The organism is Sphingobacterium daejeonense, assembly GCF_901472535.1.
In the GTDB taxonomy this organism is placed as follows: domain Bacteria; phylum Bacteroidota; class Bacteroidia; order Sphingobacteriales; family Sphingobacteriaceae; genus Sphingobacterium; species Sphingobacterium daejeonense.
Window position 1 is genome coordinate 1 of the sequence record NZ_LR590470.1, and the last position, 24959, is coordinate 24959.

The 24959-nt window shown below is 38.2% G+C and carries 25 protein-coding genes and 2 pseudogenes; 20 read left to right on the forward strand and 7 right to left on the reverse strand.

What is annotated here, in order from left to right:
- On the forward strand, positions 1–1428 hold a 1428-nt coding region (dnaA, locus tag FGL31_RS00005; RefSeq protein WP_099369238.1), incomplete at its 5' end, for a chromosomal replication initiator protein DnaA.
- 528 nt (positions 1429–1956) lie between these two features.
- On the opposite strand, the gene FGL31_RS00010 is transcribed toward dnaA, so the two are convergent.
- From FGL31_RS00010 to FGL31_RS00030, 5 genes are all read right to left on the reverse strand, one after another.
- Complete coding sequence (locus tag FGL31_RS00010; RefSeq protein ID WP_138089332.1) at positions 1957–2268, reverse strand: hypothetical protein; 312 nt, start codon at positions 2266–2268, stop codon at positions 1957–1959.
- A gap of 342 nt (positions 2269–2610) precedes the next feature.
- Positions 2611–3636 (reverse strand): tetraacyldisaccharide 4'-kinase, encoded by a 1026-nt coding sequence (gene lpxK / locus FGL31_RS00015; RefSeq protein WP_138089333.1) that lies wholly within the window; start codon positions 3634–3636, stop codon positions 2611–2613.
- A gap of 2 nt (positions 3637–3638) precedes the next feature.
- Positions 3639–4091: a gliding motility lipoprotein GldH gene (locus tag FGL31_RS00020; RefSeq protein WP_099369242.1), complete on the reverse strand. Its 453-nt coding sequence runs from the start codon at positions 4089–4091 to the stop codon at positions 3639–3641.
- 11 nt (positions 4092–4102) lie between these two features.
- Positions 4103–5392, reverse strand: coding sequence for a PSP1 domain-containing protein (locus FGL31_RS00025; RefSeq protein ID WP_138089334.1), 1290 nt, complete (start codon positions 5390–5392; stop codon positions 4103–4105).
- A 100-nt stretch (positions 5393–5492) separates the two neighbouring features.
- Positions 5493–6635 (reverse strand): DNA polymerase III subunit, encoded by a 1143-nt coding sequence (locus FGL31_RS00030; protein WP_138089335.1) that lies wholly within the window; start codon positions 6633–6635, stop codon positions 5493–5495.
- A 130-nt stretch (positions 6636–6765) separates the two neighbouring features.
- Between FGL31_RS00030 and dnaN the strand changes: the two genes are divergently transcribed.
- The 16 genes and pseudogenes from dnaN (at position 6766) to FGL31_RS00110 (ending at position 21042) form a co-directional block, all read left to right on the forward strand.
- Positions 6766–7887 carry a DNA polymerase III subunit beta gene (gene dnaN / locus FGL31_RS00035; protein WP_099369245.1) on the forward strand — a complete coding sequence of 374 codons (1122 nt, stop codon included), beginning with the start codon at positions 6766–6768 and terminating at the stop codon, positions 7885–7887.
- Between the two features lie 12 nt (positions 7888–7899).
- Complete coding sequence (locus FGL31_RS00040) at positions 7900–8556, forward strand: DedA family protein (RefSeq protein WP_099369246.1); 657 nt, start codon at positions 7900–7902, stop codon at positions 8554–8556.
- A gap of 103 nt (positions 8557–8659) precedes the next feature.
- On the forward strand, positions 8660–9310 hold the full coding sequence (locus tag FGL31_RS00045; protein WP_138089336.1) for a DedA family protein: 651 nt from the start codon (positions 8660–8662) through the stop codon (positions 9308–9310).
- Between the two features lie 59 nt (positions 9311–9369).
- Positions 9370–9939, forward strand: coding sequence for a CAP domain-containing protein (locus FGL31_RS00050; RefSeq protein ID WP_138089337.1), 570 nt, complete (start codon positions 9370–9372; stop codon positions 9937–9939).
- Positions 9940–9969: 30 nt separating this feature from the next.
- Positions 9970–10842, forward strand: coding sequence for a YicC/YloC family endoribonuclease (locus tag FGL31_RS00055; RefSeq protein WP_138089338.1), 873 nt, complete (start codon positions 9970–9972; stop codon positions 10840–10842).
- 1 nt (position 10843) lies between these two features.
- Positions 10844–11413, forward strand: coding sequence for a guanylate kinase (gene gmk, locus FGL31_RS00060; RefSeq protein WP_138089339.1), 570 nt, complete (start codon positions 10844–10846; stop codon positions 11411–11413).
- 1 nt (position 11414) lies between these two features.
- Entirely contained in the window at positions 11415–11999 is a 585-nt protein-coding gene (gene nadD / locus FGL31_RS00065) for a nicotinate (nicotinamide) nucleotide adenylyltransferase (protein ID WP_099369251.1), read from the forward strand.
- 92 nt (positions 12000–12091) lie between these two features.
- The gene (locus tag FGL31_RS00070) at positions 12092–12280 is read left to right on the forward strand and encodes a CsbD family protein (protein ID WP_138089340.1); all 189 of its coding nucleotides are present in this window, start codon (positions 12092–12094) and stop codon (positions 12278–12280) included.
- A 664-nt stretch (positions 12281–12944) separates the two neighbouring features.
- Entirely contained in the window at positions 12945–13721 is a 777-nt protein-coding gene (surE, locus tag FGL31_RS00075) for a 5'/3'-nucleotidase SurE (RefSeq protein WP_099369253.1), read from the forward strand.
- 10 nt (positions 13722–13731) lie between these two features.
- Positions 13732–13995 (forward strand): hypothetical protein, encoded by a 264-nt coding sequence (locus FGL31_RS00080; protein WP_138089341.1) that lies wholly within the window; start codon positions 13732–13734, stop codon positions 13993–13995.
- Between the two features lie 10 nt (positions 13996–14005).
- A pseudogene (locus FGL31_RS00085) lies at positions 14006–14876 on the forward strand (1,4-dihydroxy-6-naphtoate synthase).
- A 129-nt stretch (positions 14877–15005) separates the two neighbouring features.
- The gene (secA, locus tag FGL31_RS00090; RefSeq protein ID WP_138089342.1) at positions 15006–18305 is read left to right on the forward strand and encodes a preprotein translocase subunit SecA; all 3300 of its coding nucleotides are present in this window, start codon (positions 15006–15008) and stop codon (positions 18303–18305) included.
- 7 nt (positions 18306–18312) lie between these two features.
- Positions 18313–18771: an SPOR domain-containing protein gene (locus FGL31_RS00095; protein WP_138089343.1), complete on the forward strand. Its 459-nt coding sequence runs from the start codon at positions 18313–18315 to the stop codon at positions 18769–18771.
- 18 nt (positions 18772–18789) lie between these two features.
- Complete coding sequence (locus tag FGL31_RS00100; protein ID WP_394366169.1) at positions 18790–19974, forward strand: M20 metallopeptidase family protein; 1185 nt, start codon at positions 18790–18792, stop codon at positions 19972–19974.
- A gap of 10 nt (positions 19975–19984) precedes the next feature.
- Positions 19985–20557, forward strand: coding sequence for a hypothetical protein (locus tag FGL31_RS00105; RefSeq protein ID WP_138089345.1), 573 nt, complete (start codon positions 19985–19987; stop codon positions 20555–20557).
- Positions 20554–21042 carry a GNAT family N-acetyltransferase gene (locus FGL31_RS00110; protein ID WP_138089346.1) on the forward strand — a complete coding sequence of 163 codons (489 nt, stop codon included), beginning with the start codon at positions 20554–20556 and terminating at the stop codon, positions 21040–21042. The genes FGL31_RS00105 and FGL31_RS00110 overlap by 4 nt, the downstream gene beginning before the upstream one ends.
- Here FGL31_RS00110 and FGL31_RS00115 read toward each other — a convergent pair.
- Positions 21031–22338, reverse strand: a complete 1308-nt coding sequence (locus FGL31_RS00115) for a M28 family metallopeptidase (protein ID WP_138089347.1) — start codon at positions 22336–22338, stop codon at positions 21031–21033. The two genes, FGL31_RS00110 and FGL31_RS00115, sit on opposite strands and share 12 nt — an antisense overlap.
- A 93-nt stretch (positions 22339–22431) precedes the next feature.
- On the opposite strand from FGL31_RS00115, the gene FGL31_RS00120 reads away from it, so the two are divergent.
- Both FGL31_RS00120 and FGL31_RS00125 read left to right on the forward strand, forming a co-directional pair.
- Positions 22432–22746 (forward strand): rhodanese-like domain-containing protein, encoded by a 315-nt coding sequence (locus tag FGL31_RS00120; protein ID WP_099369262.1) that lies wholly within the window; start codon positions 22432–22434, stop codon positions 22744–22746.
- Positions 22747–22945: 199 nt separating this feature from the next.
- Positions 22946–24371 (forward strand): annotated as a pseudogene (locus FGL31_RS00125) (Glu/Leu/Phe/Val family dehydrogenase).
- Positions 24372–24458: 87 nt separating this feature from the next.
- Here FGL31_RS00125 and FGL31_RS22450 read toward each other — a convergent pair.
- Entirely contained in the window at positions 24459–24629 is a 171-nt protein-coding gene (locus FGL31_RS22450; protein ID WP_232046119.1) for a hypothetical protein, read from the reverse strand.
- Between the two features lie 78 nt (positions 24630–24707).
- On the opposite strand from FGL31_RS22450, the gene FGL31_RS00135 reads away from it, so the two are divergent.
- Positions 24708–24956: a DUF6358 family protein gene (locus FGL31_RS00135; protein ID WP_099369265.1), complete on the forward strand. Its 249-nt coding sequence runs from the start codon at positions 24708–24710 to the stop codon at positions 24954–24956.
- Positions 24957–24959 lie beyond the last annotated feature (3 nt).

The window sequence follows — 24959 nt, forward strand, 5'->3', positions numbered from 1 at the left end:
ATGGAAAAAACGTGTACAAGTGTTTGGGAAAGTTGTCTTGCAGTCATAAAAGATAACATACCAACGCAAAGTTTTAAAACATGGTTCGAGCCCGTTAAAGCTGTACGTCTTGAAGGAAACGTTTTAACTATTCAAGTACCTAGTTTGTTTTTCTATGAGTGGCTAGAAGAACATTATGTAGGTATTCTCAGAAAAACAGTTAAAAAATTCTTGGGCGAGCAAGGTCGTTTGGAGTACAACATCGTTGTAGAAAAATCATCTGCAAACCCACCTTACACCACCAACATTCCTTCAAATGGAAATGGTGCTGAAGGAAAGAAACAATCTATTCCTGTTCCTGTTGCATTGAATAAGAACATCAAGAATCCTTTCGTGATTCCGGGCTTAAAGAAACTGCAAGTTGATCCTCAATTAAATCAAAATTATACTTTCGACAACTTCATTGAAGGAGAATGTAACCGTTTGGCTCGTTCGGCTGGATATGCTGTCGCAAATAAACCCGGAGGAACTTCTTTCAACCCTTTAATGGTCTATGGAGATGTTGGATTGGGAAAAACCCACCTTGCTCAAGCAATTGGTAATGAAATCAAACGTAATCTACCAGATAAGTTGGTGATCTACGTGTCATGTGAAAAGTTCTGTCAACAGTTTGTTGATTCCCTTAAGAACAATACCATCAATGATTTCGTGAATTTTTACCAAGCGATGGATGTCATCATCATGGATGATGTACACAATTTTGCAGGTAAAGAGAAAACACAGGATATTTTCTTCCACATTTTTAATCACTTACACCAAACTGGTAAACAAATCATCCTGACATCGGATAAAGCGCCAAAAGATCTTTCTGGTCTCGAAGAAAGGCTGTTGAGCCGCTTTAAATGGGGATTATCTGCAGATATTCAAGTGCCTGACTTGGAAACAAGAATGGCTATCCTCAAGAAAAAGATGTATTCAGATGGTATTGAGCTCCCAGAGAATGTAGTGGAATACGTGGCGAATCAGATTGACAACAGTGTCAGAGAATTAGAAGGTGCTATGGTTTCTTTATTGGCTCAATCCACTCTTAACAAAAGAGAAATTGACCTGAATTTAGCAAAGTCAATGTTGAAAAACTTTGTGAAGAATACACATAAAGAAATATCAATGGAGTACATTCAGAAATTAGTATGTGAATACTTTGAGGTACCAGTTGAAATGGTTAAATCGAAAGTTCGTAAACGTGAAATCGTACAAGCAAGACAGATTTCAATGTATTTGGCAAAAAATCACACCAAATCATCCCTGAAATCAATCGGTAATTTCTTCGGCGGTCGCGACCACTCTACCGTAATCTATGCTTGCCAAACAGTAGAAGACCTTATCGAAACGGATAAGAAATTCAAAACCTATGTGCAAGACATACAAAAGAAATTAAAAGCGTCTTAAAAACAACAAAACATTGTAAAGAAAAGAAATTTAAAAGCTTGGGATATTCTCCCAAGCTTTTTTTTTGTTGAAACGCAAGTCAACCCTATGCTCAGGCCGGCGCGTAAGACTTGCGTTAGCAAATCCTAAAGATGGCTGGTGTCACCACCAGCCATGGCGTTCAATAAGTTTGGTTCACGAAGCCGTGGTCGGTGTCCTCACCGACCACTATGAGGCGACAAATTGCTGGCTGGTGGGGACATCAGCCAGGGCATAATGCTGAGGCCTCGGTGCGTTGGGCTTACCCTTCGACTCCGCTCAGGGACCGCCCATCGACTCCGCCCATGGACCGCCCTCCGTTTTCTAGCTTCGGCAGAACCCATTCCATAAGACGTTTAATATCTCAAATCTCAAATCCCACATCCCAAAAAACCAAAAAAGGGACTGCACCTCGTGCAATCCCTTTTCTTATTTATGAAACATGAATATTAGTTAGCTTATTGTACTTGTGGTTCAGGCATCTTTTTAGTTGCGCGTTCTTCCACGATTTTAAACGTACAATGGTTTTTGTTCATCTGTCAAAATTTCACTTACTTTTTTGTCTAAGTCAGCATTTAAAGCCTCAATTTGTTGAACTTGAGCCTCTGCTGCAACAGTAGTATCTGATTTTAAAGCATGTTTTGATTTTTTATGCTCTAAGACAACTGTATAGATAGCTGTTTGTTGTTCTGGTGTTAGTTGCAACTTCTCAGTCCATTCGGTAACTGTTGCTTTTGCTTTTTCTTCAGGATTTACTTCCTGTGCGAATGTTAGACTTAACGAAAATAATACTGCGGATACTGCTAAAAATAACTTTTTCATGATTTTAATTTTTTTGTTTAACACTTTTATTATTTACTCCGTTTCTGTACAATAAATAACAACCCTTTCGTATGTTTTATTGTGCAATTGTATCATGTTTGTTACTTTTTAACATTTCTTAACAAGTTAAGGAATTCAACTAAGGGTGATTTTATTATTCAAATACTGGCTTAACATAGGGTTTAAGCAAGATTTCAGTTAAATTATATTTATTTTAGTTGAATAGAAAAAAAAATATATATCTGTTACAACAATCCTTGGGAAAAGAGAATACAAGAATTAAGGATGGGACATTTATAGTCTCGAGTTCAATAAATAATAACCTTGATTTTTAGAATTAATTTATCTTAATATAGAAGTTTCCAATTCTTGGAAAAATTGATCTTCATCTTCTATTATTATATCGATAGGAATATAATATACAGGAATGCCTTCCAATCTATTTAATAAAAGTCTTTGAGCATCCTTTTCGGTAGTCAATAGAATACAATCTCCGTCTGCGTTTAATTTCTCAAACCTGGCATTGATTACCTTATAATCAAATTCATCAAAGTTGTGGTGGTCAGGAAACTTGAGATGCTCCTTTTTTACGGCATTTATCCTTAAGTATTCTGCTAAAGGTTGCGGATTCGCAATACCCGTTACCAACAAAACATTTTTTGGGAGACCTATGATTCCTGTGGCGTTTTCAGATATAGGAATCAATTCTTTATAACCAATTTTGCTGTAATAAATAGTAGTCGTTTTGTTGTATGATTTTATTTTGGACTCAATTTTATTCTTTTCCATGGCCGGAATTTCATCTGGACATTTAGTGATGAGAACAATATCTGCTCTTTTGGTTTGATTAAAAGTATCTCTATAATTACCAGTAGGTAATAAAAAGATCGGATTGAGAATGGAGTTATATTCAAAAAGGAGAATAGAACATTTTGGAGTTACCTTACGGTGTTGAAAAGCATCATCCAATATTATTAAATCATGATCTTTCTGAAGGATTTCTATTCCTTCTGTTCTATTTTCATTAACGGCAATAGTAATATTTGGGAAGTTCTTTTTAAACTGTAAAGGTTCATCACCAACATTTTCAACACTGTCTTCTACTTCCACCAATCTAAAGCCTTTGGTTTTTCTGCCGTACCCTCTGCTTAAGGTAGCGACACGGTATTTGTTGCTAAAGTATTGGATTAGTTTTTGGGTCAGCGGACTTTTGCCAGCACCTCCGACGGCCAAATTCCCAACCACAATAGTCTTGACAGGAAAAGTTTGTGAGGGGAAGACCTTTAGGTCATACAACTTGTTTCTAACCCATATGATAAGGGTATAGAGGATGGTAAAAGGAAATAGTAACCATCGAAGCCATTGCATAATTATCTCTTTATAATCTTGATACCAACATCGTTTATTCCCCTTAATGGGTTTTCACGCATAGACTGACCAACAGAAAAAACATATTTTCCCGTATCTGGAAAGGTGAAATTCTCTCTTAACAGAACTGTTTGCCCATATAGGTTGCCGGCAGAGTTTCCCAACCATCTACCGTCGGATTCAGCCAATTTAATCTCCGAACGGATTATGCTGTCTTGAAGCTGTTTCTGTTCTATATAAAAGGAGAAGTTAGAATAAGGATAATAGGCGGTATGTCGAATATTAAAGAACAGATCGAATCGATCCTCTTTATTTTCCACCTCGACTTGGAATTGAGGTTTAAAACTGCTATCCCACAGTTGTTTGGGGATAGCAGAATTTCTTTCATAGAAGGGCCCTTCCTGACAGGAGGTCAGCAAAAGCGTAACAATAGCTATAAATACATATTTGCGCATTGGATTAATAATTAACCCTCAGAGTTATTGTCTTTGTTTCTATTATTATTGTTGTTGTTTCTTCTATTTCTGTTCTGAGGTCTTCTTCTATTTTGATTAGAGTCGTCCCCATTTTCAGCTTTTCCTTGATTTTCTCTAGGCTTGTTCTGATTTTGACCGTTATTCGGGTTCTTGTTTTCAGGCTTTGGCCTTTGAGGTTTGTTCTCAGCGTTTTGACCTTGTGCATTTTGAGCATTCTCAGGCTTACGTTTCGGTTTACGCTTTTTCTTCTTTTTGTTTCGCTCATCAAGACGAGTTAAGCTGTCCTGTCCTACCACATTTTCGTAATCTGGATTAGGAACATTTACAACCTCTTCTTTTTCAGGAACGATTAATTCCTGAGGTTTCTTGCCCTGTGAGTTCAATTCAGCAAATTCCTTAACTTGATCTACCGTCAACGGTATCCAAGACTCTGCATGTGGGTATGAAAACCACATTGTTTTCTTGAAAATATCCGTTTTCTGCAAATAAGCAACACCTGAATGTGTTTCAATGCGGTCAATATTGTTTGGAATATCTTTTAGAGCATCCATATAGCTGTCTAACTCATAGTTCAGACAACATTTTAATTTTCCGCATTGTCCCGCTAATTTCAATGTGTTCAAGGACAGATTCTGATATCTTGCAGCTGAAGTTGAAACCGTTTTAAAATCCGTTAACCAAGTTGAACAACATAGTTCACGGCCACATGAGCCGATACCACCAAGTCTGCTGGCTTCTTGGCGCATCCCGATCTGTCTCATTTCGATACGGATACGGAAGGCCTCAGCCATTCTTTTGATCAATTCACGGAAATCCACACGGCCTTCAGCCGTATAATAGAATGTCGCTTTCGTCTTGTCACCCTGATAATCAACATCAGAAATCTTCATGGACAAACCCAGTTCGAGCGCTAGATTACGCGCTCTATGCATGGTTTCCCATTCGAGATCTTTGGCTAAATTATACTTGGCAACATCGTTCTCATTCGCCTTTCTATATACTTTCTTTACAACGTCGTCAGGTTTAACGTTGTTCTTTTTCAATTGAAGCCTTACCAATTCACCAGTCAGTGAAACATGGCCAATGTCATATCCGCCTGTATTAGGCTCAACAACAACCATCTCTCCCATTTCAAGGTAAATATTGTCCGTATTTACAAAAAACTCCTTTCTAGAGCCTTTAAAACGAACTTCAACAATATCAAAAGGTTTATAGTTAGATGGTAAGTCCATATCGACTAACCAATCGTAAACATCCAATTTATTACATCCGCTGGTCATGCACGTACCATTGTTATTGCAACCTGCTGGTACTGTGCCTAGTGATTTACTTCCGCAACCACCCCCGGATGAGCAACTGCCACATCCCATATTTGTTTAATTATATATATTGAGTCCCCTTAGGGAACGTATTGTATTTAAATAGTAAAACTAACTGCAAAGATAAATCTAAAAATAATATTTTAGGATTTGCATTTCTTTCAACAGAATAATGCGTTTTCTCAAGCATATCTATCGCAGTTTCCAACTTCTCCAAAGTCGTTATCTCGCTGAACTTTTGGACAAAATCCAATTCAGCATTCTTTAAAAAGACTAGTTCATGCAGCCCTTGGTTTAATAACACAATCTGTCTTAAGACATTGATGCTATACATCAAGAACAATTTTTGGTTCTCCCGCCCCAATTTGCTGATCTCATCATCACAGATTTGAATAATATTCAAACCCGCATCAGTGACGATACATCTTAACCAACGAATCAACAGATCGAAATTTTCATTTGATGCTTCCGCAATTTGATCAAGAGCAGTCTGAATATTGCCCTCAGCAATGAAGGAAATCTCATTTGCGCGATTGGCCTCAATGCCCTTTTCGTCAATCAGGTATTGCATCAGCTCTTCATGTGAATACTTATTCACCTTTACCAATTGCGTTCTTGAGATTATCGTATTTAAGATTTTATCCTGATTCTCTGCAACCAATAAAAAGAGGGTCTTTGCTGGCGGCTCCTCAATGAGCTTCAACAATGCATTCCCTTGCGTATCCAAATATTCGGGCAGCCACACGATCAAAACCTTGTATTCCGCTTCAAAGGATTTAAGGCTTAATTTTTTGATGATATCATGTGCCTCAGCAATGTTGATGTTTGCTTGTTTGTTTTCCGCCTCCAATTGATTGCGCCAATGCCCTAAGCTCATATAGGGGTTTTCTAAAAATGCCTTCCGCCAATCTTCAATAAAAGTCGTGGCAGTGTCATCTTTGTGCTTGGCAAAAAATGGGTAAGAAAAATGAAGGTCAGGGTGGATCAATTTATCATATTTTATGCAGGATGGACAGGTGCCACAACTATCAATTTCCAAGCGTTGCTCACAATTGATAAATTGCGCGTAAGCCAATGCCAATGCTAAACTACCAGACCCCTCAGGGCCTAAAAATAGTTGTGCGTGACTTACACGGTTTTCAGCAACCGTAGAAATTAGATGTTGTTTGAGCTCCTGATGCCCTACGATATTTTTAAATTGCATACCTAATCTTACAAATGTACAAATTTTAATGCAGTGCTTTTTAATGTTTATGTAAGCGAAGTCTAATTTGAATTGCAAAAAATCAGATTCTTTTCTGTATAATTGCAATAAAATCTATTAGCTAAAAGAAATGAGATTTATTGTATCAACATCTATATTACTGAAACAATTACAAGCTATTAGTGGCGCCTCTAGCTCCAGTACGGTGCTACCTATTCTAGAGAATTTTTTGTTTGAGATCAAAGACAACATCCTGACTATTTCAGCAACCGACTTGCAAACCAGTATGGTTACTACTTTGCAGATTGAAGCAAAAGAAGAAGGACGTGTGGCCATGCCATCAAAAATCTTGATCGAAACCCTAAAAACTCTCCCAGATCAACCTGTAGCATTCTCAGTAGATACTAAAACTCTAGCAATCGAGATTTCTGCCGGTGACGGTAAGTACAAACTTAGCGGTGAAAACGCCGATGATTTCCCGAAAATTCCTGTCGTAGAAAATATATCAACAGTAAATATTGCTGCACCAATTCTCTTGGAAGCAATCAATAAAACAATCTTTGCAGTGAGCAACGATGAACTTCGACCAGCAATGTCCGGTGTGTATGTTCAATTGGCTGAGCAATCAACCACATTTGTCGCTACAGATGCACACAAGCTTGTACGTTATCGTAGAACTGATGTAAGCGCCGAAAAACCTACATCAATCATTCTGCCTAAAAAAGCACTAACTCTTTTAAAATCGTCACTTCCATCAGATGATGTGAATGTGTCAATTGAATACAACAACACAAATGCTTTCTTCCAATTTGGCACCATTAACCTGATCTGTCGTTTGATCGATGAGCGTTATCCAGATTATGAAGCTGTTATTCCGCGCCTCAACCCGAACAAACTTACCGTAGACCGTTCTTTATTTTTGAACACCCTACGTCGTGTCGTAATCTTTGCAAACAAAACAACCCATCAGGTTCGTTTAAAGATTTCAGGAAGCGAATTGCATATCTCTGCTGAAGATCTGGACTTTTCAAATGAAGCACATGAAAGATTGAGCTGCCAATTTGAAGGGGAAGACATGGAAATCGGATTTAATGCTAAGTTCTTGGTTGAAATGCTTAATAACTTGAATTGTGAAGAAGTAGTTCTTGAAATGAGCACGCCTAATCGTGCAGGTTTATTAGTTCCAGCAGTAAAAGAAGACCATGAGGATATCTTAATGTTGGTAATGCCTGTAATGTTGAACAATATTTAATAGCATAGAACTTTGGATTTAATTTATTCCCTAATTGACTTTATCCTCCATATTGATGACCATTTGGTGGAAATCGTCAATAACTATCAGACTTGGACCTATTTGATCCTGTTCCTGATTATTTTTGCCGAAACAGGTCTTGTTGTGACACCATTCCTTCCCGGAGACTCACTTTTATTTGCTGCAGGTGCTATTATAGCAAAACCTGAAACAAACCTGAACGTTTTTGTAATGTGGGGATTGTTAATGGTTGCGGGAATTCTAGGAGATATGGTCAACTACCATATCGGTAAATACATTGGTCCAAAAGCATTCTCAGGAAAATATAAGTTCCTGAAAAAAGAATACCTGGAAAAAACAGAGAAATTCTACGAAAAATACGGTGGAAAGACCATTATCTATGCGCGCTTTGTCCCAATCGTTAGAACATTCGCCCCATTTGTAGCTGGTGTAGGATCCATGTCCTATGGTAAATTCGCCTCATACAATGTAATCGGTGCAATCCTGTGGGTAACCTCATTCTTATTTATTGGCTATTTCTTCGGTGGTCTGCCAATTATCAAAGACAACTTTACAATCGTAGTATTTGCAATTATATTCTTGTCAATACTCCCTCCAATCATAGAGATCGTAAAAGAAAAATTTTCAAAAAAGAAGGAAGCTGAGTAAGCTTCCTTTTTTTATGTCTTGCGGGTCCTGCGTGGAGGAATTGGAAAGTTAAATCGCACTACCTTGGTTCAATTGTTGCTTTATACAGATTGAATATATTATCATGGAATTTATATCTGCCTTAATCGATTTTATTCTTCATATCGACAAACATCTGATCGATATCACGCAAGAATATCAAACATGGACTTACTTGATTCTTTTCTTGATCATCTTTGCTGAAACGGGCCTTGTTGTAACCCCTTTTTTGCCGGGCGATTCTGTTTTGTTTGCCATGGGTGCTTTGATTGCAAAGCCAGAAACAAATCTTAGCTTATGGATAATGATGCTTTTATTGATTGCCGCAGCTATTATTGGCGATTTTGTAAACTACGAAATTGGTAAGCATTTTGGTCAACGCGTCTTTACCAAGGATTCCAAGATATTTAAACTTTCCTACCTTGAGAAAACACAGAACTTTTATGGCAAATACGGATTAAAAACCATTATTTATGCTCGTTTTGTTCCCATTGTAAGGACATTTGCGCCATTTGTTGCAGGAATAGCCAAGATGCCTTACTCAAAATTTGGACTCTACAATATTGTTGGGGGCGTGTTATGGGTGAGCATGTTCCTTTTGGGCGGTTATTTTTTCGGACAGATCTCTTTTGTCAAAGAAAATTTCTCCATTGTCGTTCTTGCTATTATCGGTATTTCTCTCTTACCTCCTATTATTGAGTTGATTAAGGAGAAAACTTCAAAAAAAACGGTTTAAAATGAAAAGCCTGTTTAAACGTTGAGTTTTAAACGGAGTCTTTATTCTTAAACATTTCTATGAGGTATCTATTATTTGCTTTTATCCTATGGGCCCAGCCTATCTTGGCTCAAAATATTCGAGTTGACCGTCGTGAGGCCAAACAGGCCTATAATTATTTGAACGATTTTAGGATGAATCCTAAAAAATATGGCCGACAAATCCGTGTTAACAATCTTAGAAACGTAAAACAATCAAAACTTGTTTGGAATGATAAGCTTGCCAAGGTTGCTGAAGAACGCGCAAAAGACATGGCAAGGCGCAATTATTTCGACCATACCGACCCAGATGGATATGGTCCCAACTATCATATCAGCCAAGCTGGATATGCACTGAATCCTGATTGGTTGAAGAAAAGATCTACCAATAATTTCGAATCCATTGGTGCCAACCATGATACGGCCATCGAAGGAATCCAATCTTTTATTGTCGGAAAAGGATCTCCGGGTTTTATGCACCGAAAACATATGTTGGGCTTAGATGCTTGGAATGCCTCCTTGAAAGACGTAGGAATCGGATTTGTAAGGGTAAAAAAAGGTGCTGCCTATAAAACATATCTCTGCGTATTAATCGCAAAGCATGATTGGTAATTTCTTTTCGTAATTTTTATACCTTTGCATATGATAAAATCGATGACAGGTTATGGTATTGGTACTGCAGAGAACGGTACTGTAAAATATACCGTAGAGATCAAATCCTTAAATTCTAAGTTCCTCGAACTAAACCTTCGCTTGCCAAAAGCTGTTTCCGACAAAGAATTATTACTGCGTGGGGAATGTAGCAAGTTAATCGAACGTGGTAAGGTAAATATTAACATCAGCACCGAATACGTTGATCAGACCACCAAAGGGGCAAACATCAATGCAGACTTATTAAAAGCATATTACAAGCAATTGCAGGATATCGGCTTTCAATTGGGCGATACCAAGGCAAATATGTTTGAATTAGCATTGAATATGCCGGAAGTAATCAGCCATGATGATGAGATCGATGAAGAAGAAGGAAAGGTATTAGTAGATGCATTTCACGCTGCCGTGGTTCAGTTCAATAAATTTAGGGGAGATGAAGGTGCTGTCCTTAAGAAAGACCTTCAGCATCGTGTATCCTTGATTTTATCATACTTAAAAGAAGTTGAAGCAGTAGAAGGTAGCCGCATTCCTTTGATCCGTGAAAGGATCAACCAATATATGGAGGAAGCTGTAGGGAAAGAAAATGTCGATATGAACCGTTTCGAACAAGAATTGGTGTTCTATATTGAGAAATTAGATATCACAGAGGAAAAGGTTCGCTTACGCTCACACTGCGACTATTTTGTACAAGCATTAAACAGCGATGACTCAAACGGTAAAAAACTAGGTTTTATTTCTCAGGAGATGGGTCGTGAGATCAATACTCTTGGTTCAAAAGCCAACAATGCGCAGATCCAACAAATCGTTGTTAAAATGAAGGATGAGTTGGAAAAAGTAAAGGAACAACTATTAAACGTATTGTAATATGAGCGGCAAACTAATTATTTTTTCTGCTCCTTCTGGCGCAGGAAAAACCACTATTGTCAGAAGATTATTGGATAAACATGGCGACAAGATTGCTTTTTCGATCTCTGCAAGTACACGCCAACCACGTGGTGCGGAAGTCGATGGGGTTGACTATTATTTTGTTTCCAAAGAAGACTTTTTGCACAAAGTTGCTAAACACGAGTTTATAGAATTTGAAGAGGTTTATTCAGGAACATTCTATGGAACTTTACGTTCTGAAGTTGAGCGTATTTGGAATGAAGGAAAGCATGTAATCTTTGATATTGATGTAGTAGGAGGTCTGAGATTGAAATCGAAGTTTCCTAATGAAGCGCTCGCTATATTTGTTAATCCACCATCACTGGAAATATTGAAAGAAAGGCTTGCTGGGAGAGGAACAGATTCTGAAGAGAAACTGAAAGAGCGATTTGCCAAAGCGGAACATGAGCTGAGCTTTGCCAACAAATTCGACGTTATTCTACAGAACAATGATTTAGAAACAGCCTGTGCTGAAGCCGAGAAATTAGTCCTGGATTTTATTAATTCTTAATATGTCAAATAGTAAAGTTGGTTTATTCTTCGGTTCGTTCAATCCTATTCACATAGGACACCTGATTATAGCCAATTATATGGCCAACTATACTACCTTGGATGAAGTGTGGTTTGTTGTATCTCCCCAGAATCCTTTTAAAGATAAAAAGAGCCTCGGGAATATGTATGACCGCCTTGAAATGGTAAACCTTGCTATTGAAGGTTCTGAAAATTTGCGCGCAAGTGATATCGAATTCAGTCTGCCACAACCATCCTATACAATAGATACCCTAACACATCTTGCCGAAAAATATCCGAATAAAGACTTCTTACTGATTATGGGTGAGGACAATCTGCAGGGGTTGATGAAATGGAAGAATGCAGATATTATCTTGCGGGATTATAAAATCATTGTTTATCCTAGGCCGGGCTATAATGCTGGCGAAATGAAAGAACACCCGTCCGTATTGATGACTGATACACCTGTAATGGAACTTTCATCGACTTTCCTCCGAAATGCTATCAAAGAAGGTAAATCTGTAAAATTCTATACCCCTGATGCGGTAATCGATTTTATTGATAAAAAAGGGCTGTATTCTTCTTAAGTACCAAGTTTATCAATTAACATTTTTTCACAAAACCATTTTTTTCAGCTTCTGTTTAACCTTTATAATTAAACAATAGGAGGAAATTTAAAATGGATAGATTAGATTTAAAAGGAAAATGGAACGAGTTGAAGGGTAAAATCAAACAACAGTATGCAGAATGGACTGATGATGATTTAGCTTATGAAGAAGGAAAAGATGATGAGTTATTAGGAAAGCTTCAACAAAAATTGGGAAAATCCAGAGAAGAGGTAATTGACTGGTTGAATAAACTGGGTTAATCCCTAAACAAAATAGTGAAGGCCGACAAAACTGTCGGCTTTTTTATTTTCCACTGTCCTGGAATTCCACGTCCCTGGAAATCCACTGCCCTGGTTGGTGTCCCCACCAACCAGACATTCAAGTTTGTCAATGCCCTGGTTTACCAATATCATTAGGTTAAGAAAAAAATCGCCCCGTTTTCCTCACGACATGCTTGTTCATTCCTTATCGCAAGATAAGGAAACTAATTTTGTGAAATAGATAAAAGAAAATAGACAATTCACAGTTCAGTGGCAGGTGGAGACACCAACCCACGGCTTTGCTAGCGCCTTCCTATCTCATATCTCATATCTCAGATCTCAAATCTCACTCATATCTCACATCTCACATCTGACTTTTTTTTCCACTCTTCTTCCACTCTCGTTCCTACCTCGTTCCACTCTCCGTCCTCTTTCGTTCGGACCTTGTTCGGACCTTGTTCGGGTGTTTTCCGAAGCAGCTCCGAACGAGGTCCGAAGGAAGTCCGAACGAGAGACGAACGAGAGTGGAAGGAGAGTATAATGAGAGTGGAAGGAGAACGAATAGAAAGTATAAATAAACCTCCAATGCTGTCTTAATAAAAGTTTAACATCTTACTGATTTAAGTCACATCATTTTGAAGGCATATTTTACTAACTTAGCGCTATGACAAAAAAGAGACCCACTATACTTGTTGTAAATGATGACGGTATTACTGCTCCAGGAATCAAGGTTCTTTTAGAGGTGATGCAAGAGATCGGGGATGTTGTAGTTGTTGCTCCTGACAGCCCACAATCAGGAATGGGACATGCTATAACGATCGGAAAGCCATTGAGGTTAGATAAAATCGACCTTTATGAAGGTGTTGAGATGTATAAATGCTCAGGTACTCCTGTAGACTGTGTTAAATTGGCAGTAAACAAGATCTTCAAGGGCAAGAAGCCAGATTTATGTGTTTCTGGAATCAACCATGGCTTGAACTATTCTATCAATGTGTTGTATTCGGGCACGATGTCTGCAGCAGTGGAAGGAGCCATAGAAGGAATTCCATCAATTGGTTACTCTTTGGACGACTTTCATCACAATGCAGATTTCTCGCATACGAGACCTTGGGTAAAGACAATCGCAGAGCAGGTTCTGTTAAATGGATTGCCTAAGAATTCTTTATTGAACGTTAACTTTCCGAACAAAAGAGAGGAAATCAAGGGCATTAAGATCTGTAGGCAGGCGAACGCGAAGTGGTTTGAGGAGTTTGATGAAAGGTTGGACCCATATAACAGGGAATATTTCTGGATGACTGGAAACTTCGATCTTCAGGATCGCGGTGAGGACACGGATGCTTATGCTATCCTTAACGGTTATGTATCCATTGTTCCGACGCAATTTGACATGACGGCTCATCACGTTATACCGGAGTTGAATTCATGGTCTTTTGACAAATAACAACAGGTCTATGAAGAACAGTATTGGTTTGGGTTTTGTTGTTGGCTTGATGTGTCCATTGGCGGCTTTTTTGCTGATGCGGTACAGTAATGTGCAGGCGGATTTTTTTCCGGACAAACCGGCGGGTTTGTATGTTATTGCTGCAGCGATCAATTTGGTTGGTTGTTGGATCAGTTATAAAAAGGAATTGGACAAGTTTGGCAATGGTCTTGTTTTGGCTACATTTCTAGGTATGTTAGCCTTGGTGTTCACCAAGAACATCAGTATATTTTAATAATTAGAGAATGGAATTAACATTGGGGTTTTCTCCCTGTCCTAACGATACATTTATTTTTGACGCCTTGATCCATGACAAGATAAACTGCGAGGGCTTACAGTTTCACGTGGAATATCATGATGTGGAGACTTTGAATGCCAAGGCGTTCCGCGGCGACCTGGATATCACCAAGCTGAGTTACCACGCCTTTGCCTATGCTGTAGAGGATTATGAGCTCCTGGATGCGGGTTCAGCGTTGGGATTTGGCGTCGGTCCACTTTTGATCTGCAAGGACAAGGATCTGGCAGCCGAACTTTCGCAATATGTAGGCAAGGATCTTCCCGAAAAACTGAAAGACCTAAAGGTTGGCATACCAGGTAAATATACAACCGCCAACTTCCTGCTCGGTCTTGCATTTCCTGAGTTGCAGCAGAAAGAAATCATGGTGTTTTCCGATATCGAGAAATCTCTTTTGGATGGCACTATCGATGTAGGGTTGATCATCCACGAAAATAGATTCACCTATATGGACAAAGGACTCCATAAAATCGTAGACCTGGGCGACTATTGGGAACAAACGACAGGCTCCCCTATTCCATTGGGCGGAATTGTGATCAAAAGATCCCTGCCAGAAGAGGTTAAGAACAAAGTCAATAGGCTGATTGCTGAAAGCGTAAAATTTGGGTTTGACCATCCGAAGTCAGGGCTGGATTATATCAGATTCCCATGCTCAGGAAATGGATGAATCAGTAATGTACAAACATATTGAACTGTATGTAAATAAGTTTTCAGAGAACCTTGGAGACGAAGGAAAAAGAGCTATAAACCAGATGTTTGAAAAGGCTCGGGAATTAAACTTGGTACCTAGTACGGAGAAAAATTTGTTTTTGGTAAAATAATTAATAAAAAAGAATGGGGAAAGTATTAGTTATCAACCTTAATAACTAAATTTGCCCGATTAATGTCAAAATGTCTGCTTAATTGAATTGGAGTCATTATTGTACATGCGAATAGAGAAATAGAATATTATGTTAAAGTTTTTAAGCAAATTATTTGGTAGTAAGTCTGAGCGAGATGTCAAAGGAGTACAACCATTAGTAAATAAAATCAAGGAAGAATACGAGAAACTATCCTCATTAACACATGATGAGTTGCGTGGGAAGACAGCAGATTTTAAACAAAGAATCAGCGACTATTTGCAGGATATCGACAATGAAATCAACGGTCTGAAAACAGAGGCAGAAGCTACCGAAGATATGGAGCTGAAAACTTCAACCTACGACAAGATTGACAAATTGACAAAAGATCGCGACAAAAAGCTTGAGGAAGTATTATTAGATATATTACCTGAAGCTTTTGCTGTTGTTAAGGAGACTGCACGTCGCTTTACAGAAAATAAAGAAATCGAGGTTACAGCTTCGCAATTCGATAGAGATATTGCAGCTCGCAAACCAAATGTTACCATAGAGGGTGACAAAGCACGTTGGAAAAATACATGGACGGCAGCCGGTACTGAAGTTACCTGGAATATGGTTCACTATGATGTTCAGTTGATCGGTGGTATCGTTCTGCACCAAGGTAAGATTGCTGAGATGTCAACGGGTGAAGGTAAAACTTTAGTAGGAACATTGCCGACCTATCTGAACGCATTGGCAGGTCAAGGAATACACATTGTAACGGTGAATGATTACTTAGCACGTCGTGACTCGGAATGGAATGGTCCAATCTTCGAGTTCCACGGAATGAGTGTTGACTGTATCGACAAATACCAACCTAACTCACCACAACGCCGTCAAGCCTATATGTGTGATATCGTTTATGGTACAAACAATGAGTTTGGTTTTGACTATTTACGTGACAACATGACCAATACCAAGGAGTCTATGGTTCAGCGCAAACTTCACTTTGCAATGATCGATGAGGTGGATTCGGTATTGATTGATGATGCCCGTACGCCATTGATTATCTCTGGTCCTATCCCATTGGGAGATCAACATGAGTTCTATCAGTTGAAACCTAGGATCGAGCGTTTGGTAAATGCTCAGAAAGCATATATCAATACGGTATTGAACCAAGCTAAGAAAGCTATTGCAGACAATGATACCGATCCTGAAAAAGGAGGATTGGCATTGTTCCGTGCTTATAGAGGTTTGCCAAAGAACAAAGCATTAATTAAATATTTGTCTGAAGGCAATCACCGTCAGATTCTTCAAAAGGTTGAAAACTACTATATGCAAGAGCAGAATCGCCATATGCCTAAAGCAGATGCGGAATTGTTCTTTGTAATTGATGAGAAAAACAACCAAGTTGAACTTACTGAAAAAGGAATTGAATTAATTACAGCAACAGGTGAAGATCCAAACTTCTTTATCCTTCCAGATGTAGGTACCGAGATCGCTGAGATCGAAAAATCAAGTATTCCTGTTGAAGAGAAAGCACAAAGAAAAGAAGAGTTAATGCGTGATTATTCTGTTAAAGCAGAGCGTATTCACTCTATCAACCAATTGTTGAAAGCATATACCTTATTTGAAATCGATGATCAATATATCGTTGATGATGGTAAAGTAAAGATCGTTGATGAGCAAACTGGTCGTATCATGGATGGCCGTCGTTATTCTGACGGGTTGCACCAAGCGATTGAGGCGAAAGAAAACGTTAAGGTTGAGGATGCAACTCAAACATATGCTACCATTACTTTACAGAACTACTTCCGTATGTACCATAAATTGTCAGGTATGACTGGTACAGCCTCTACTGAAGCGGGTGAGTTATGGGAAATCTACAAATTGGATGTGGTTGAGATACCTACAAACAAGGCTATCCAGCGCGATGACCGTCAGGATTTAATTTATCGTACGGCTCGTGAAAAATATAATGCGGTTGCACAAGAGATCCAAACGTTGACAGAACAAGGCCGTCCGGTATTGGTTGGTACGACCTCTGTTGAGATTTCGGAATTATTGAGCCGTATGTTGAAGTTACGTGGTGTTAAGCACAATGTATTGAACGCGAAATTACACCAGAAAGAGGCTGATATCGTTGCTGAGGCAGGTCGTCCAGGTCAGGTAACTATTGCTACCAACATGGCTGGTCGTGGTACGGATATTAAGCTTACTTCTGAGGTTATCAATGCAGGTGGTTTAGCAATTATTGGTACGGAGCGTCACGAATCTCGTCGTGTTGACCGTCAGTTAAGAGGTCGTGCAGGACGTCAAGGTGACCCAGGATCATCACAGTTCTTTGTATCACTTGAAGATCCATTGATGCGTTTATTCGCTTCAGAGCGTATTTCAAACCTAATGGTTAAGATGGGTGTTGAAGATGGTGAGGTGATGCAACATGGTATGTTGACTAAGTCCATCGAAAGAGCACAACGCAAAGTCGAGGAAAACAACTTCGGAACACGTAAGCATTTGTTGGAATATGACGACGTGATGAACTCACAGCGTACTGTAATCTATACTAAACGTAAAAATGCGTTGTTCGGTGAGCGTTTAGACGTTGATTTGAACAATACAATTTATGATGTTGTTGAAGACGTTGTTTTGGAAGCAAAACAAGACAATTCATTTGATGAGTTTCAAATTGAGGTGATTCGTATTTTTGCGATCAACCCTGAGATTTCTCAAGAAGAATTTGCAAGTAATTCTGCTCCTACATTAGTTGACAAGCTATTTGACCAAGTTATTTCACATTACCACCGCAAGGCAGTAAATATTGCTGAGCAAACCCTGCCAGTCCTTACAAATGTATTGGCTGAACGTGGTGGAATGATAGAAAATATCATCGTTCCTTTTTCAGATGGAATTCGTGGCATTCAAGTTGCTACAAATCTTCAAAAAGCTGTAGAAAGTAAAGGTAAAGAAGTTTTCAAATCATTCGAGAAAGGCATTGTATTGGCTTTGATCGATGAGGCATGGAAAGAGCATCTTCGTGAGATGGATGATTTGAAACAATCTGTACAGAATGCTAGATATGAGCAAAAAGATCCGATCATTATCTATAAAATGGAGGCTTACAACTTATTTAAAACGATGTTGGCCGGCATGAACAAAGATATTGTCAGCTTCTTGTTCAAAGGCGAAATTCCTGGACAGCAGCAAGAACCTCAAAACATTCAAGCAGCACGCCCAGAGGCACCGAAGGTAAAGGTAAAAGAGACAAAAGAAGAGTTAAGTTCACCAACAGGGGTATCAGAGGAAGACTTGAATACACAAGAGCCTCAAGTTACTCAGCCGATCCGTAAAGATCAGGCAATTGGTAGAAACGATGAATGTCCTTGTGGTTCTGGGTTGAAGTACAAAAACTGTCACGGGAAACAAGGTTAATAAAACAATGAAATACAAAGGATTTATAGTAAGCTGTTTAATTCTATTTGCTACAGTTACAATTTCTAAAGCACAAGAGAATAAGGTATTGGTTGAAAAAGATTCATTAATTGGTCTTTTGCAGGAATATCGGTCATTTTACGCATTAAATCCAACTACTTCTACAAAAGCAGTAAGTCTAGAGCCTAAAACCATAGATAAATCGAGAGCTACTCGTGTTAAAGTCCGTGGTTTTAGGGTTCAGATTTTCTCAGGGTCAAGCCGTAGGGAGGCTGAAAACGTTCAGCGTTCTTTCCAAAGCCAAAACTCTGATATCAATGCTTATTTAGATTATGTAGAACCAAACTACAGAATCAAAGTAGGCGACTTTACAAGCCGTTCTGCAGCAACTGCATATATGAGAGAACTTCGAGGAAAATACAGAAATGTTTTTGTGTTTGTCGAAGATGTCTGGACATGGCAATAGTGGAGGATCATCATGCCAATAACAAAACAACGAATTCAAGAACTAGCGAATTCCTATTTTCAAGATACCGTAGATAACAGAAGGTTTTTACATCAGAACCCTGAACTTTCATTTGAGGAGTATAATACTTCTGCATATGTGAAGCAAAAGTTAACTGATCTGAATATTCCCTTTGAATCTATGGCCAACACTGGAGTTGTAGGGATTATCAAAGGTGATTTACCTTCACATAAAGTATTGGCGTTAAGAGCCGATATGGACGCCCTTCCCATTACTGAGGTTGAAGGTCGATCCTACGGTTCGAAGAATATTGGTGTTATGCATGCATGTGGACATGATGTCCATACCTCTTCCCTTTTGGGCGTAGCCAAAATCTTAAATAATCTGAAGTCAGAGTTTGGAGGAACTATAAAGTTGATTTTCCAACCTGGTGAGGAACGTCTTCCGGGTGGAGCATCATTGATGATCAAAGAAGGTGTTTTACAGAATCCAGAGCCACAAGGGATTGTTGGCCAACATGTGATGCCATTTATAGAATCTGGCAAAGTTGGTTTTCGATCTGGGAAGTACATGGCTTCCTGTGACGAGTTATTTATGACTGTGAAAGGTAAGGGTGGTCATGGTGCCATGCCTCACCAAAATATAGATCCTATTGCGATTACTGCACAAATTATCACCGCTTTGCAACAAGTCGTGAGCAGGAATGCTGATCCAAGAACGCCTTCCGTGCTTTCTTGGGGTAAGATTATCGGAAATGGAGCTACGAATGTTATCCCTGACGAAGTTAATTTAGAAGGTACATTCCGTACTTTTGACGAGAAATGGAGAGCAGATGCGCATGAGAGAATGGTGAAAATGGCCGTTGGTATTGCTGAGAGCATGGGGGCAACCTGTGACTTTGAAGTAAGAAAAGGCTATCCATTTTTAGTCAATGAACCAGGCATCACTGCTGCTGCACAATCTTATGCTATCGAATACTTAGGCGCAGAAAATGTCGTTGAATTAGATTTATGGCCGGCAGCGGAAGATTTCGCCTATTATTCTCAAGAAACCAATGCTTGTTTTTATAGATTGGGTACAGGAAATAAAGAAAAAGGTATAAATTCTGCCGTTCATACACCAACATTTGATATAGACGAAAAAGCGTTGGAAACCAGCATTGGGTTGATGTCTTATATTGCTGTCCAGTATTTAGGGAATTAATACTATTCGTATGTCATCCCATCACATAGTCCGTGAGAATCAGGAACCAGCCCTGTTTATAGCAAACCCAGACTGTCTTGCTGACGACTATTTGAATCAACTCCTTGAATGGAGCCCTACCATAATAACTCTTTCTGAGCATTATGATTTATTAAAATCTCGAGAAATAAAAGTTGACGTGGTCCTTGATAACCAAGGGATCGACATTAAAGAAATAGAAGAAAACCTTATCCTAATACCCTACTCCCAAAACTATTTTATTCCCCTCTTTAAATACCTTGATAAAAAGAAAAATCATGCTGTCAATATCTTAACAGAACGAGTTAACATCGTTGATTACGAGCCGTATTTGGAGGATTTTGTCATTATTTTATTAAATGCTGAGCGGAAATCACTTTTATTAAAAAAATATGAGAAATGGCTTCCCAAAGGATATTCATTGATTATTGAGAATTATAGAGGGAATGAGGAAGATTTGAAGAATTTAACCCATCTTGATAACAACTGTTATGTAGTGGCGTCTGATGGTTTTATTTCTATCCCAGAACAAGACAATTACCTATTAATATCTGAAGAGCTATGATCCAGATTATAAAAGCAAAGATTGAGGACGCAAAATTGATTCAACAATTGGCTCATGCAATTTGGTATCCTACCTATACTGAAATCTTATCTAAAGAGCAGATAGATTTTATGCTTGAACACCTATATTCCATAGAAACACTTCAGAGTTCTATACTAGGAAACACAACATTTTATATTCTGTATGAAGGGAATGTTGCGGTTGGATTTATTGGTTTTGGTCCTAAGGGAGATGTTTTGAAGATTGATAAAATCTATTTGTTGCCAAGTACGCAAGGAAAAGGCTTTGGCAAAATGCTGATTGATCTTGCTGCGGAGGAGGCGAAAAACCTCGGTTTTAAAGAGCTTGAACTGAACGTAAACAGATTCAATAAAGCTTATAATTTTTACCTTAAGCAAGGTTTTAAAGTAGTAGAGGAAGTTGATATCCCCTACTACGAATTTTTTCTAAATGATTACGTTATGCGTAAATCCTTAATCTCTTAGTTTTTCTACTCTACTAGGTGTTTGAGATCCATTAATGATTCCAATTGCACCAGTTGCAATTGCTTCAATGCTGGATTTGATATTATTGATATCTAGCGTGCTTACTTCGTCCTTTACAGTGTGGTAATACTGATCTTTGTCGATTTGTGATGTTGAAAACGTATGTGCTGGAACACCCAATGCTGCCAATACTGCATTATCACTTCTATAGAATAGGTTTTGTGTGGTATAAGGGTCTGGATGAAATGTAAATGCTGATCCCTTTAGGTTTTCTTGCATTAGCTTTCCTAAGTTTGACGCTTCATATCCTGTTATATATAGGCTATTTGGGCCAAACTTTGAATCCTTTCCTATCATCTCAATATTGATCATGGCAACCACTTTTTCGGGATCTATATTGTTAGAGAAGTATTTAGAACCAAACATTCCAATTTCTTCACCCGTAAATGCTACAAAAATCAATGTTCTTTCGTTGTTGTTCAGTTTCTTATAATACCTTGCCAATTCTATCATTGCTGTTGTTCCTGAGGCATCATCATCCGCACCATTAGCTATTGAATCTTGTTCCACAGGTTGAATAATGCCAATATGATCATAATGGCAAGAAATGATCACGAATTCATCTGGTTTTGATTTTCCAGGAATAATGCCAGCAACATTGAACATTGAGAATTCCTGGCTATCCTTCTTTTGAGAAATATTATATTTATTTTCAATTCCATCAGCAATAATGAAAACCTTGGCCCCTTTTGAGAGCGTGTTTTGGTCTTTAAACTTAACTTGTTCTCTGTTGTAGATTTTTTTAAACCTTGCTAACAGCGGAGCATGTTTTTTACCAACAAGGATCACTGCTGTGGAGGTATCTTTCTGTACAATATTTCGGAACTCTTGAGAGAAATCTTGTTCATCCGTAATGGTATATTGTTTAGTGTTTTTGTCTTTTTCGGTTATGGTACCTTTAAGGTCTCCCCATATCAGGAATTCATCTTCAGGGAGATTTTTTTTGCCGAATTTTACATTTTGTTCGGTTACTTTGGAGCGTTCGACTATAAACGATTGTCTAAAGGTTTCTTCTGCATATGGTTTAAGTCCGATTTCTTTGAATTCATTGGCAATAAAATCTGCAGCTTTTCCGATATCATTGATATTTAGAGCCGACCTTCCTCTCATATCATCAGAGGCAAGTGTGTTCAATATTCTGGAAATATTTTCAGTATTTGTTATTTGTGTTTCCTGTGCTATGCTGAAGTTGGACAGCAAGGCTATAAATAGCAGGGATAATAATTGATTTCTCATATATAATTTTTTTACGATGAAAATAACAAAAATTCTAAACTATTTGGGGACAGTTTGAATTCAAAAATCTTTATATTTGATAAAAAGCACACTATGAAGGAAATTAGCGTTCAAGAATTAAAGGACATGATGGACCACAACGTTGAGTTTCAATTGATCGACGTTCGTGAGCCTTTCGAATATGAAGTATCTAATTTAAATGGGATTAACATTCCATTGTCAGGAGTTGTAATTGAGTCTGAAAAGATTTCAAGAGATATTCCAGTAGTGATTCATTGTCGTTCAGGAAAACGTAGTGCTCAAGCAGTTATGTTGTTGGAGCAGGAAGGATTTACAAATTTATCGAATCTTCAAGGCGGGATTTTAGCTTGGAAAGAAGCATTTGATCCTGAAATGGATGTTTATTAAAAAACAGTAAATCAATAAAAAGCTCAAGGACACCTTGAGCTTTTTATTTTTAAGGCTATTTGTTGCATAAATAGCAATTTTTGGGCGGTCTTATTAATATTTGTTAAAAAATTATGTTTTTATTTCTTTCTGCATTGTAAAAATTATAAAAGAGCTAACTTTATATCATTGTACCAAGAGTAAACAAAAACATAATTTTATGTCACAACATTCCAACACAACTCAGAGCTTCTTTCAAGGAGTAGGCCGTAATTTTGACAAGGCGGCCAAGTTTACCAAATTCTCTTCTGGCATACTTGAACAAATCAAGGCATGTAATTCTATTTTGAGGGTTAGATTCCCTGTTAAGATAGGAGATAATGTAGAAGTTATCGAAGCTTATCGTGTTCAGCATTCGCATCATAAATTACCATGTAAGGGCGGGATCCGTTTTAGCATGGAAGTTGATCAGGATGAGGTGATGGCCTTGGCATCTTTGATGACTTACAAATGTGCCATTGTAAACGTTCCTTTTGGAGGAGCTAAAGGTGGGGTAAAAATCGATACCAAAAAGTATACTGAATATGAACTGGAAAAGATTACCCGTCGTTATACTACAGAGCTGGTAAAGAAAAACTTTATTGGACCGGGAACAGATGTTCCTGCCCCAGATTATGGTACTAGTGCAAGGGAAATGAGTTGGATCGTTGATACCTATACTACCTTAAACCCCAATGATATCAATGCTCAGGCTTGTGTAACTGGAAAACCTGTTTCTCAGGGCGGTGTTCGCGGAAAGAACGGAGGCTACAGGTCTTGGTGTTTTCTTTGGTGTCAGAGAAGCTTGTAAGAATGAAGAGGACATGCAAAGACTAGGTCTTACAACTGGAGTTGAAGGAAAAAAAGTGATTGTTCAAGGTTTAGGAAATGTAGGTTACCATGCTGCTAAGTATTTTGAAGAAGGCGGTTCGATCTTAGTTGGATTAATTGAATACGAAGGAGCAATTTATAATGAAAACGGGTTGGATTTGGAGGAAGTTGTTGCTCACCGTAAATCAACAGGATCCATATTAAACTTTCCAGGAGCTACCAATATTGAAGACCCTTCCAAAGGATTAGAATACCCTTGTGATATATTGATTCCCGCAGCATTAGAGTCTGTAATTAATGGTTCAAATGCCGAACGTATCCAAGCACAAATTATTGGGGAAGCAGCAAATGGTCCATTGACACCTGACGCTGATGAAGTATTCAACAGAAAAGGAAAATTGGTAATTCCTGATATCTATCTAAATGCCGGCGGTGTAACTGTATCTTATTTTGAATGGTTGAAAAACTTAAGCCACGTAAGGTATGGAAGATTGGAAAAGAGATTTAGCGAAAATATGTTTGCAGAAATTCTGAACATTATCGAATCTATGACCAATCAAAAGGTTTCAAAATTAGAACGTAAAATCATTTTAAGAGGTCCTGATGAAGTTGATTTAGTTTACTCGGGCCTTGAAGATACGATGATTGGTTCTTATCAAGAAATCCATCAGATTTGGAAGAATACAGAAGGAGTTGAAGATTTAAGAACTGCAGCATTTATTTGTGCTATCAATAAAGTTGGAGAATCCTACAAAGAGTTAGGTATTTTCCCATAACCAAGGCTAGGGAATTTATCCTTAACTTTGTTTTATGAATAAATTATTCCACCAGACTAAACAGGCATTCCTATTTAGTCTGGCTTTTTATGTTTTGTCCCTAATCCTTTTTGTGCTGAAGGTTGGCTTTGCTCCTATCCTATTGAGTATCTCCACATTACTGTCTTTGATATGGGTCATATTAGTTTTATTGGAGATCATGCGGTCTACGAGAATATCAAATGGTGAGCGCTTAATATTGGTTTTATTCATTATCATGGGTAATATTTTGGCGGGAATAGTGTATTTTTATTTCATTCGGGAACGGGTTACAGGATTTAAAGTAATAAAGAAAAGATGACAAAGAAGTTTATATTGAATTTACTGCTCAATCTAGGGATTGTATTTTTAGTGTTGAGTGCTTGGGCAGGATATAATAGTGGCCAAATGCTTTATTTGGGTATTTCTATTGCCTTATTGGTGGTGTTGATTTATCTGAAGATTGTATTGTTGAAGCAAGTGAACAGGGATGTTCGTGCAAAACAAGAAGAAAGAGCTAGGTTGGCTCAACAAGAAATGAAACAAAAGAAAAGGGCTAAAAAATAGCCC